The 11,324-nt window shown below is 71.9% G+C and carries 8 protein-coding genes; 3 read left to right on the top strand and 5 right to left on the bottom strand.

Annotation, left to right across the window (positions count from 1 at the left end):
- Positions 1-353: 353 nt before the first annotated feature.
- On the bottom strand, positions 354-1,829 hold the full coding sequence (locus VYL96_RS01545; RefSeq protein ID WP_061917889.1) for an IS1182 family transposase: 1,476 nt from the start codon (positions 1,827-1,829) through the stop codon (positions 354-356).
- A gap of 81 nt (positions 1,830-1,910) precedes the next feature.
- Here VYL96_RS01545 and VYL96_RS01540 point away from each other — a divergent pair, with 81 nt between their 5' ends.
- A complete protein-coding gene (locus tag VYL96_RS01540) occupies positions 1,911-2,636 on the top strand; it encodes a peptidylprolyl isomerase (protein ID WP_061914197.1) in 726 nt (241 codons plus the stop codon).
- 17 nt (positions 2,637-2,653) lie between these two features.
- Here VYL96_RS01540 and VYL96_RS01535 read toward each other — a convergent pair whose 3' ends face one another.
- Complete coding sequence (locus VYL96_RS01535; RefSeq protein WP_061914199.1) at positions 2,654-4,144, bottom strand: DUF5129 domain-containing protein; 1,491 nt, start codon at positions 4,142-4,144, stop codon at positions 2,654-2,656.
- Positions 4,145-4,217: 73 nt separating this feature from the next.
- On the opposite strand from VYL96_RS01535, the gene VYL96_RS01530 reads away from it, so the two are divergent.
- Positions 4,218-5,624, top strand: a complete 1,407-nt coding sequence (locus VYL96_RS01530) for a hypothetical protein (protein WP_061914201.1) — start codon at positions 4,218-4,220, stop codon at positions 5,622-5,624.
- Between the two features lie 42 nt (positions 5,625-5,666).
- Here VYL96_RS01530 and glf read toward each other — a convergent pair whose 3' ends face one another.
- Entirely contained in the window at positions 5,667-6,869 is a 1,203-nt protein-coding gene (glf, locus tag VYL96_RS01525; RefSeq protein ID WP_131885719.1) for a UDP-galactopyranose mutase, read from the bottom strand.
- A gap of 409 nt (positions 6,870-7,278) precedes the next feature.
- On the opposite strand from glf, the gene VYL96_RS01520 reads away from it, so the two are divergent.
- A complete protein-coding gene (locus VYL96_RS01520) occupies positions 7,279-9,402 on the top strand; it encodes an N-acetylmuramoyl-L-alanine amidase (RefSeq protein WP_232302998.1) in 2,124 nt (707 codons plus the stop codon).
- A 208-nt stretch (positions 9,403-9,610) separates the two neighbouring features.
- On the opposite strand, the gene VYL96_RS01515 is transcribed toward VYL96_RS01520, so the two are convergent.
- Entirely contained in the window at positions 9,611-10,444 is an 834-nt protein-coding gene (locus VYL96_RS01515) for an HAD family hydrolase (protein ID WP_131885720.1), read from the bottom strand.
- A complete protein-coding gene (locus tag VYL96_RS01510) occupies positions 10,441-11,268 on the bottom strand; it encodes a lysophospholipid acyltransferase family protein (protein WP_181365972.1) in 828 nt (275 codons plus the stop codon). The genes VYL96_RS01515 and VYL96_RS01510 overlap by 4 nt, the downstream gene beginning before the upstream one ends.
- Positions 11,269-11,324: the final 56 nt, after the last annotated feature.

Raw genomic sequence — 11,324 nt, 5'->3', positions numbered from 1 at the left:
GCCCTGTCGCACCTCCGCGCCCGCTGCGCCGCCGCCGGGGAGGCGCGGCCGCGGGACGAAAGCCGGGTCGATCGTACCCGTCGGGGCCGACGCACCCCGCCCACCACGCGCGGGGCCCACCCGCGCGCGCCCGCGGAGGCCCACCCCGGCGCCTATGCGGGCGCCCACCCGGACGGGCTCACCACCTAGGAGCATGGGTCAGTAATGGCTCGAAGCGCGCCGAGAGTACGGCGGAGTGCGTGAGAGCGTTGCGCTCGGGCCGGCGTCACTGGCGGCCAGGTATTCGGTTTGCGAAGCCGCGGTGATGGCGTTCAGTCCGCGGGTCAGCCTGTAGGTCGCCCGGGCCTGCCAGTTCAGGCGATCTGGAGGCCGCCGAGCCCGGTGGCGCCGATATGACCGTGGAGCTTTCGCAGGTTGTGGCAGGCAGCGAGCAGTAGCCATTCACCGCGGGCGGCGTCCAGACCGCGAATCAGGAGTTGCTTGCCGTTCTGCAGGGTGCTCATCTGTCCGAAGACCGGTTCGACGATCGCTTTGCGCCGGGCGTAGACCGCTCGGCCTTTCTTCGTGGCGAGCTTGCGGGCCATGCGCTGCTTGTCCGTGGCGCTGGCCGGGATCGGTCCCCGGGGGGCGATCGGCGCCGGTTCCCCGCTGCGCTGTCGTCCGGTGGCGATGAAGAACTCGGTGCCCTGCTCGCCGGTGACCTCGGCGGAGGCGGCGAGGTTCGCGGCTGAGCAGTACCCGGCATCGGCGAGCATCTGCTTCGGGGCCTGCCCCGTGTTGCTGATGGCCTGCTCGGTCATGGGGATGAGGTTGCCGACGTCGGCGGCACAGTCGTTGACCTCGGCCGCCACGATGATCTGATGGGCGGCATCGACCACGGCCTGGCCGTTGTAGCACTGAGCGAACGACCCGTCCCCGGTGAGCATGATCTTCGACTCCGGGTCGGTGAAGTTGCGCTGGGCCTTCGGCCTGGGCGTGGCGCGCTCGGCGGCCTCAGCGGCCTTCTGCGCGACGGTGTCTTCGTCTTCGCCCTTACCGCGGGCCTTAGCCTCAGCCTTCTCCGCCGCATCGGCGGCGGCGTCGGCTTCCAGAGCAGCTTTGGCCTGGCGCAGCTTGACCAGGCGAGACTCTCGGCGGGCCAGCTCATCGGGCAGCTCGTCCCCGCGCCGGTTCTTGCCGAACTTGGCGTCCTCGGCCTTGTCGATGGCCTCGGCGGCGGCCAGCAGATCGGAGACCTCCTGGGCCAGTACCTTCTCCTTGTCCGTCAGCCGCGCGTACGACATGGCCTTGCGTTTGGAGGCGTTCGCTCGCAGCTTCGTCCCATCCAGCGCGACCTGTCCAAGCGTGACCATCCCGGCGGCCTGGCACAACGCCAACGCCTGCAAGAACAGGTTGCCCAGCGCGGCCAGGTGCCTCTTGCGAAACCTGGCGATCGCGCGGTAGTCCGGGGCCGCCCCGGCCGCCAACCACCGGAAAGCGACGATGTCGGTGCAGGCCTTCTCGATCCCGCGGGAGGAGCGCACCCCCGTGGTGTAGCCGAAGATCAGCAACCGCACCATCAACCGCGGATCGTACGGCGGGGCCCCGCGCCCCTCCTGGTAGGAGACGTAGATCCGCGATAAATCCAGGTGCTCATCGACCAGATCCGCCACGAACCGTGCCAGATGATCGGCCGGAAGCCAGTCATCCAGCGACGGCGGCAGCAACAACCCCTGGCCCGGGTCGAACGCCCGAAATGTCTTGCCTGCGCCCACCGGCTCGACCTCGCCCTGCCGGTCAGCCCGCTCGACGCGGAACTCCTCGGCGGCGAACAACCCTTCCTCGCCCATGACGACAATTATCCCGCCGAACCCGCCCCATCAGCGGACCTGAACTGGCGTGTTACTGACCCACGCTCCTAGTCTCGTCCCATGCACCTCACCGCTTCACCCCGCCGCCGCCCGACCGTCCGCACCGCCCTCGGGGTGCTCGCCCTCGCCACGCCCCTCGCGCTCGCCGGCTGCGCCTCCGACGACGCGGCGTCCGACGAGCAGGCGACCGGCGGCACCACCAGCGCGGCGCAGTCCGAGGGCCGCGAGTCGGGCGGCGACGTCGAGTGCCCGCCCGCCGAGGGAACGGACGAGCGCACGACCTCCTTCGACTCGGCCCCGCCGATGTGCCTGACCCCGGGGGTCGACTACTCGGCCGTCATCACCACCGACGCCGGGACCGTCACCGTGGACCTGCTCGAGGAGAAGGCACCGGAGACGGTCAACAACTTCGTGTTCCTGGCCCGCCACAACTACTACGATGGCATCACCTTCCACCGCGTGATCCCCGGCTTCATGATCCAGGGCGGCGACCCGCAGGGCACCGGCAGCGGCGGCCCGGGCTACGAGTTCGCCGACGAGCTGCCCGCGAGCGGCGAGTACGAGATCGGGTCGGTGGCCATGGCCAACGCCGGGCCGGACACCAACGGTTCCCAGTTCTTCATCGTCACCGGTGACTCCGGCGTCTCGCTGCCGCCGGACTACAGCCTCTTCGGCACCGTCACCGAGGGCATGGAGGCGGTCACCGCGATCGAGTCCGACGGCAGCCCGCAGGGTCGGCCCCAGACCACGCACACCATCGAGTCGGTGGAGATCGTCGAGGGCTGACGCGGCGGGGCGGCGGGTCAGTACCCGCTCGACCCGCCGCCGCCCGAGAACGACGCGTTGGAGTAGCTCGTGGTGGTCGAGCTCGCCGACTGCGCCGCCTGCACGTCCCGGGCGTGCCAGCTCGACACGACGGAATACGGGACGAAGCCGTTGTAGCCGTAGCCGGCGCGCCAGTCACGGTCGTACAGCCGGGGCGCGTGCCGGTCGCCCGCGTCATCGGCCGTCTTGACGTCCGACATCTCCCGCTCCCGGATCGCCTCCACGACGAGCCGGTAGTCCACCACCAGCCGCGCGTACCGGTCCATGAAGCCGGGTGCCTGCGTGTCACGGGCGAGTTCGTCCGCCCGCGCGTCCAGCGCCCGGGCCTCCGCGGCCAACCTCGCGTCCTTCGTCCCCAACGCGGCGGCGACCATGTCCTCGTGCAGCTCGCCGAGCTGGCGGCGGCGCACGTCGGGGTCGCCCTGCTCCATCCGGAACAGCTGGTCGATGTTCTTCTCCGCGATCTCCATCTGGTCGACCGTGGTGTGCGCGAGCTCGATGTCGGTGGCCTTGGCCCGGAACTCGGCGTCGGTCGAGTCGGGCCGCAGGTCCCCGATCCGGCCCATCACCGTGTCCAGCGAGAGGAACCGGTCCCGGACGTCCGCCCACTGGGACCTCAGCTCGTCGTCGGCCAGTGGGGAGGTGAGCGAGTTGGCGCGGACGTCCAACCCGGTGAGCTCCTGCGCGACCCGCCCGTATTCGCGGGAGACCCGGTCGTAACGCTCCCTCGCCGTCGTCGCCTTCTTCTTCCGGCTCGCCGCCACGCCCGCACCGATCGCGCCCGCGCCCACCACCCCGGCGCCACCGAGAGCCCACGGCAGCCAGGCCGGCATGCCCTCCGGCTCCGGCGCGAGCACCGTGGGATCCGCTGCCGCCCGCGCCCCCGCGAGCAGCCCCGCAGCGTGGTTCTCGCGTCGCATCGGGTCCTTCATCGCCTCCAGCGCGCCGTCGAGATGACGCCCCTCGAAGACGTCGAGCGCCGCGCACACGTCATCGCCGCAGTAGATTCCCACGTCGCGCGCCTCGGTGTCGTTGGCCACGATGAGAATGCCCGGCGCCCACTTCTCTTTGTCCTGCGCGACGAGGTCGGGCCGCTCGGACTGGGCGAAGCGCTCGACGGTGTCGTTGAGGTTGTCGCCGTCGTCGTCGAAGACCAGGTACTCGACGCGCTCGACCTGCGGCGGGAACGCAATGCGTCCGGTCTCGGCGCGCAGCAGGTCCTGGTCGCCGGACGACAGGACGCCGGCCCGGTCGGTGACGCCCACGGCCACCTCGGCGGCCGCCGGTGCCTCGGCCGGGTCCGCGGGCGCGGCGGGTGCCTGGGCGCGGGCCGGCGCGAACGGCAGGAGGAACAGCGCCAGCAACAGCGCGGCGGCGACGCCGCTCAGGACCGCCGCCCGGCCCGGGACGGGGTCGACGGCGGCAGCGGGCACCGTGCGGGGCAGGGGCCGGGCGATCGTGCGGGTCATGCCAGAAGCCTAGGCCCGCCCGGGAGGCCGCGCCGCCACTTCGCGGCCGGTGTCCGAGGCGACAGATACGCTCATGCGCGTGTTCCTCCTCGAAACGCTCATCGCCATCACCGTCACGTTGACCACCGCGTTCGGCGGGCTCGTCGCCGAGGACCTCGTCGCCCGCGACGCGTCGTGCACGATCTCCACCGTGTCCGACCTGTGGTCCGACACCTGTACCTCGCCGTCCCGGCTGGGCTGGTTCATCGGCACCCTGCTCGTGCTGGTGGTGGCGATGGCCCTGCGCGCGTGGCTCATGGCACACAACGGCACCCTGTACTACCTGCGCCTGCTGCCGGCCGAGAGCGCGGACCGGATGCGCGCCGCCGTGGACGTGGCCAACGCCCGCAGTCTCGGTTTCCGTTCGGCGACGGGCTGGTTCGGCACCGCCAACGCCGTGGTGGACCTGCGCCGCGAGGTCGACCACATTTCCGACGAGCTCGAGCGGGCGATGAACGACGACGACGACGCGACAGGCTTCGTCCTGGCCCCCAACCTCGCGTTCCCGGCGGCGCTGGCGGTCGGATACGACGTCCTCCTGCGCGAGCGCACCCATCTCGCCGAACTGCCGGTCGAGGCCCGCAGGCGTCGCCTGCCCGGCGGCGACACGGGCGTGCGGACGGTGTACTTCGACGACGGCGACGACATGTGGGCCGAGCGCCGGTGGCGGTCCCGCCGCAGCCAACCCCGCGGGGAACTGGCGATGGTGACTTTTCCCGCCGGGTCGGCGGTCGCGGCGCCGGCGGACCGGATCTCCGTGCGGCGGGTCTGGCTCTCACTCCAGCTGGAGGGGGGCGGACCGGTCTCCGAGGTGGACGCGGGTCATCCGCTTCGGGAGGCGGCGGACCTCGTCGTCGTCGTCGCCCCCACCCACGCCCCCACCGACGGCGCGGGCCGCGCCACCGCCGGCTCCGCACCAACCGACGACTCCGAATCGGACACCACCGCGACCCTCCGCCCCTGGACGCTCCCCGCCGGACGGTGGTATCCCGGCGCGAGCGGGCGGCAGATCGACCGGCGGACGTTCGCGCGGCTCGTGGAGGAGCTGTCCGGGGCGGTGGAACAGGTGTTGGACGACTACCCGGAGGCGCACGTGCTGCTGTCCGGGCGGATGCCGCGGAGCGTGGCGTTCGCGCTGGGGTACGTCATCTCGCAGCGCAAGGACGACCACATCGAGGGCAAGCGCGCAGCCCTGCACCCCACGCGCGCCGACGACACGCGGGCCCAACGCGCACAGGCGCGGGCCGAGAACGAGGGCCTGAGCTCGCTGAGCCGCTTCTGGACGTCGGTCACGCCCGTGCTGGAGCACCTCGGTGAGGCCAAGCCGACGATCGTGCACGCGGCGCAGCGCGACGCCGCCGTGCACGGGCTGGTCGCCGACGCGCCCGCGGACACCGCACCCGGATCCGCTACCCCGACGACGGATCCGCTACGCCGGTAGGAGTAGCGGATCCCCCCGCGGGGTAGCGGATTTCGCAGGCGGTCAGCCGTCGGCGAGCGGGGCGCCGTCGCGCAGGTGCGGCGCCAGGGTGTTGTCGAACATCGTCAGCGCCGAGGCGATGGCCATGTGCATGTCCAGGTACTGGTACGTGCCCAGGCGGCCGCCGAACAGCACCTTGTTGGCGGCGGTCTCGGCCTTGGCCCGGTCGCGGTAGGCGGCCAGCCGCTCGCGGTCGGTGGACTCGTTGATCGGGTAGTACGGCTCGTCCTCGCGCTCGGCGAAGCGGCTGTACTCGCGCATGATCACGGTCTTGTCCGTGGGGTAGTTCTTGCGCTCGGGGTGGAAGTGCCGGAACTCGTGGATGCGGGTGTAGTCGTACTCCGCGTCGTTGTAGTTCATCACCGGGGTGCCCTGGAAGTCGCCGGTCGGCAGGACCTCGGTCTCGAAGTCCAGGGTGCGCCAGCCGAGCTCGCCGTCGGCGTAGTCGAAGTAGCGGTCCAGCGGACCCGTGTAGACCACCGGCGCGTCGGGGCTCGCGGCGCGGACGTCGTCGCGGACGTCGAACCAGTCGGTGTCCAGCACCACGTCGATGTTCTCGTGCGCCGCCATGTTCTCCAGCCACGCGGTGTAGCCGTCGACGGGCAGGCCCTCGTAGGTGTCGTTGAAGTAGCGGTTGTCGAACGTGTACCGCACGGGCAGGCGCGTGATGTTGCCGGCGGGCAGGTTCTTGGGATCGGTCTGCCACTGCTTGGCCGTGTAGTCCTTGATGAACGCCTCGTACAGCGGACGGCCGATGAGGGAGATGGCCTTCTCCTCGAAGTTCGCCGCCTCCTCGGAGGAGAACTCGGAGGCCTGCTCGGCGATGAGCGCGCGGGCCTCGTCGGGCGAGTAGTAGCGGCCGAAGAACTGGCAGATCAGGCCCAGGCCCATGGGGAACTGGTACGCGGTGCCCTTGTGCATGGCGAACACGCGGTGCTGGTAGCCGGTGAACGACGTGAAGCGGTTGACGTACTCCCACACGCGCTCGTTGGAGGTGTGGAACAGGTGCGCGCCGTACTTGTGGATCTCGATGCCGGTCTCGGGCTCGGGCTCGGAGTAGGCGTTGCCGCCGATGTGGTGGCGCCGCTCGAGCACCAGCACGCGCTTGCCGAGCTCGCTCGCCGCCCGCTCGGCAACCGTCAGACCGTAGAAACCCGACCCCACCACGATGAGGTCATAGGTGCCCCACTGCCGTTCGCCTGCCATAAGTCTCGAGCCTTCCCGTAGTCCGTGGCGGTGGTCCGTCGCTGGATCGCGCGCGGCGTCCGCCCGCCTGGCCACGCGCCGGTCGGCGCGGGTCCGCGTCCAAGGGTATCCGGCGGGTCGGGGGTGGGTTCAGGGCACGCCGACGACGACGAGGAGGACGACTTCCCGGCGCGACTGCAGTGGCCCACGGTGCTGGTCGGGCGTTCTCGTCGTCGTACGTCGGTTCGAAACTACATCCCTGTAGTCCCGATATTCACAGTTTTACCACTTGGTTTCAGTCGTTTCTTGGCTAACATTGACCCCGTTCGTCACACACGTCCCTGTGGTCTCGCTCCGGCGGGGCCCCGAGGGCAGCAGTGCCACGCGGCCCGCGCAGCCGCGTGTCACAGACCCTGATCTGGAGAAGCCCTTGAGAACACGACGCCGCCCCCTGTACGTCAGCGGTCGACGCCGGACCCTCGCCCTGGCGGTGGCGGTCGCGGCGTCCGTCGTCACGCCCCTCGCCGTGTACGGGGCGGACCAGGTCGTCCAGTCCGGCGACGACATCACCGCCACCGCCGGTGGCGGCCTGCCGACCGGCGAGACCGCGGTCCCGCTGGCCGAGGCACCGCCCGCCGCGGGCGTGGACAGCGACGTCGCCTCCGGCGGCTCCCCCGTCCGCGAGGTCACGTCCGACACGCCGTTCTCGATGGTCGGCGTCACGTGGAAGGGCCACAACCCGGCCGCCGTCGCGCAGGTCCGCGCCAAGAACCCCGACGGCACGTGGGGCCCCTGGTACGAGGCCGAGTCCACCGACGGCAAGGGCGAGAGCGTGACCGGCACCGGCGGCACCGAGCCCGTCTACCTGGGGCTCGACACCACGGCGGTCCAGATCTCGCTGTCCGGCATCGATATCGAGGACACCTCCCTGGCCGACGCGCCCGAGGCGACCCCCGACGAGCCCGCGAAGGCCGACACCCGGTCCGCCGACGAGGCCGAGGCCCCAACCGATGAGGACGTGGCCGCCGCCCGCACCGCCGACCCGGCCCCCACGCCGTCGTCGGCGCCGACCCCGGCCACCCCCGCGGGCCCGACCTCCGCGCCGGCCCGGCCCGCGTCGGACGGCACCCCGCCCGCGCCGACCCGCTACGCCGACATCAAGCCCGTCGCCGAGACCACCGACCTCGACCCCGACTCGGTGCAGGCCGTCCTGCTCTCCCCCGACGACACCCCGACGCCCGACCCCGAGGCGTTCGCCGACGTCACCGCCTCCGGCGGCACGGGCGCGCACGGTGACATCGCGGCCAGGCAGCCGTCCATCATCACCCGCGCCGGCTGGGGCGCCGACGAGTCGATCCGCTGCGGCGGCACCTCCTACGACCCCACGCTCGCCGCGGCGGTCGTCCACCACACGGCCGGCAGCAACAACTACACCCGCGAGGGCTCGGCCGGCGTCATGCGCGGCATCTACACGTACCACGCCCGCACGCTCGGCTGGTGCGACGTGGGCTACAACGTGCTGGTCGACAAGTACGGGCAGGCCTTCGAGGGCCGCCGCGGCGGACTCGACCGCAACGTCCAGGGCGCCCACGCCGGCGGCTTCAACGGCAACACCTGGGGCATCTCGATGATGGGCGACTACTCGACCGTCTCCCCGCCCGACGCCACGATCCGCAAGGTCGGCGAGATCATCGGCTGGCGTCTGTCGGTCGCGGGCGTCGACCCCAAGGGCTCGGACACCCACTACTCCGAGGGCACCTCGTACACCAAGTACTCGTACGGCACCGCCGTGCGACTGCCCAACATCTTCGCCCACCGCGACGTCGGCCTCACCACCTGCCCGGGCGAGGCCGGCTACGCCAAGATGGGCCAGATCCGCGACATCGCCGCCTCCTACGCCAAGAGCGGCGGCGGGGGCTCGTCCCCGGCCCCGTCCAACCCGGGCACCGGCGGCGGCGGTGGCGGCGCCGGCGGCGGTGGCGGCGCCGGCGGTGGTGGTGGCACCGGCGGTGGTGGTGGCACCGGAAGTGCCGGCCTGCCCGCGATCACCCAGTCGGGCATCCAGGACGCCGTCGTCTCCGCGCTGCGGACCGTGCTCACCGGCGGCCGGCTCGACCCCGCGGCCCTGACCCGCGCCCTGCTCGGCGGCAAGACCCTCGCGGACCTGCCGGTCGACGCCGGCTCGGTGGGCGACGCCGTCGGCGTGGACCTCGGATCGGTGGAGAACCTGGCCGGCGGCGATTTCCGCGGACTCGGCAAACAGCTCGGCGCCCAGCTCGGCAAGGCGCTGTCCGGCGTGCAGCGATTCGGCAACGTCTCGCTGGTCAAGCACGAGAACGGCGCGCTGTACTCGTCCCCCGAGACCGGCACGCACCCGGTGTGGGGCGTGATCGGCGACGCGTGGGCGGCACAGGGCTTCGAGCACGGCCCGCTCGGGCTGCCGGTCTCCGCGGAGGCCGAGCGCGAGGACGGCACGATCGCCCAGCGGTTCGTCGGCGGCACGCTCGTCTACGACCCGGAGACCAAGCAGCTCAGCGTCGAGCCCAACCCCTGACCGACGTCCGGGTCACCCGCCGCGCACGCGGCGGGTGACCCGCGCGGTCTCCGGCACGGCGCCTCGGGGTTTCCCGGCGCGGCGGCCATCTCAGACTTGCGGACCGGCTCCCACCAGGTGTGCCCCTCCCCCACCGGGGCGAGGGGTACACCGGGGAAGTGGTGGGGACCGGTCCGCGACCTATTTCGGAGCACTGGCTCCCCGCGGGTCAGTTCCACCAGCGCCGCAGGACGTGCGCGAAACCGGCCTCGTCATTGGTCAGCGTGACCTCGTCGGCGGCGGCGTGGACCGCGGGGATGGCGTTGCCCATCGCGACGCCGTGATCGGCCCAGCGCAGCATCTCCAGGTCGTTGGGCATGTCGCCGAACGCGACCGTCACGGGCACCTCCGCGGACGGGGTGGCGGTCGCGGCCGCGGTGGACGCCGCGATCCGCGCCAGCCCGCTCGCCTTGGTCACCCCGCGGGCGGCGAACTCGATCAGCCCGTTGGTCGTGGAATACGTGACGTCGGCCAGGTGGTCGACCTCACCTCGCAGGGCGGCCAGCATGTCGGCACTGGGCATGCCGGGCACCCGCGCCAGCAGTTTCAGCACCGGCTCGGAGAGGACCTCGGCGTGCCCCACCTCGAGATGCGCGGGGTGGATCCAGGCGTGCTCGTAGTCCGGGCTGGCCACGAAGTCGGCGTCGGCGGCGTCCGCCCCGAGCCGCTCGGCCGCGATCCCGCTGCCCGGCAGCCGCTCCCGCAGGACCTCGTCGATCGCCGCGAGCGTGTCGGGGTCGAGCAGGCTGGTCTCGAGGAACTCGCCGCTGCCGGTGTCCATGATGACGGCGCCGTTCGCGCACACCGCCAGTGGCGCGACGGGCAACTGGTCGACCACCTGCGCGAGCCAGCGCGGAGGCCGACCGGTGGCCAGGACGAAGGTCGCACCGTCGGCGACGAGGTCCTCCACGACCGCCAGGTTGGCGGCGGGCACGAGGTCGTCCGAGCCGATCAGGGTCCCGTCGACGTCCGTGGCGACGAGGAGCGGCCGCGACCGGCTCACGGAGCGTCCGGGCCCGCCGGTCCCTCCGGGGTGTCGACATCAGCCACCGACGTGCCCTCGGCGGCCGCCTTCTCGGCGCGACGACGCAGTCGCTCCGCGTGCTCGGCCTCGTCCAGGGCCGTGGCCTGCTCGAGCGTGGGAGCCGACCCTCCGAGGCGGGCCGGCACCCAGGTGGCGCCGGCCGGGTACGGCCCGTAGCGCTCGGCGTACTCGTCCTGGAGTCGCTCGAGGGTCGCCTGCATCCGCGAGCGCAACTCCTCGGTGCACTCGGCCACCGGCTCGTACGCCGTCATCGGCTCGCCGACCTCCATGATGATCGGCACCCTGGGTCGCAGGAGCTTCTTGGGCAGCCCCTTGGTCCACACGCGCTGGGAGCCCCAGATGGTGACGGTGATGATCGGCACCCCGGCCGCGAGCGCCATCCGCACCGCACCGGACTTGAAGCCCTTGATCTCGAAGCTGCGGCTGATGGTCGCCTCGGGGAACACGCCCACCAGCTCACCGGCCCTGAGGCGCTCGACGGCCTCGTCGAACGACGCCTTGCCGGCCGTGCGGTCCACGGGGATGTGCTTGAGCTCGCGCATGATCGGCCCGGCCACGGAGTGCTCGAACACCTCGTGCTTGGCCATGTAGCGGATGAACCGCTTGTGCACGCGGGCGGGGAGGCCGGCGTACACGAAGTCGAAGTACCCGGTGTGGTTGATCACCACGACCGCCCCGCCGACCGCCGGGAAGTGGTGTTCCCCGCGCACGGTGATGTCCAGTCCCTGGACCTTGAACATCGTCCGGGCGACCCCGATGATCCCTGTATAGAGCAGCTCCACGGGCCCCAGGGTAGCGGCCCGCGGCGGAAGGTGTCCGCGACCGCCGGTAGGTTCGG

The organism is Dietzia maris, from assembly GCF_036287335.1.
Classification (GTDB): Bacteria; Actinomycetota; Actinomycetes; order Mycobacteriales; family Mycobacteriaceae; genus Dietzia; species Dietzia cinnamea.
Note: the sequence above shows the minus strand (reverse complement) of the source record. Positions and strands in the feature narration are given on the sequence as shown.

What these genes read in the sequence shown, in the direction of transcription:
- glf (WP_131885719.1), bottom strand. Translation starts at nt 6,869, where the DNA reads ATGGCAGGCGAACGGCAGTGGGGCACCTATGACCTCATCGTGGTGGGG.
- VYL96_RS01535 (WP_061914199.1), bottom strand. Translation starts at nt 4,144, where the DNA reads ATGACCCGCACGATCGCCCGGCCCCTGCCCCGCACGGTGCCCGCTGCC.
- VYL96_RS01540 (WP_061914197.1), top strand. Translation starts at nt 1,911, where the DNA reads ATGCACCTCACCGCTTCACCCCGCCGCCGCCCGACCGTCCGCACCGCC.
- VYL96_RS01530 (WP_061914201.1), top strand. Translation starts at nt 4,218, where the DNA reads ATGCGCGTGTTCCTCCTCGAAACGCTCATCGCCATCACCGTCACGTTG.
- VYL96_RS01545 (WP_061917889.1), bottom strand. Translation starts at nt 1,829, where the DNA reads ATGGGCGAGGAAGGGTTGTTCGCCGCCGAGGAGTTCCGCGTCGAGCGG.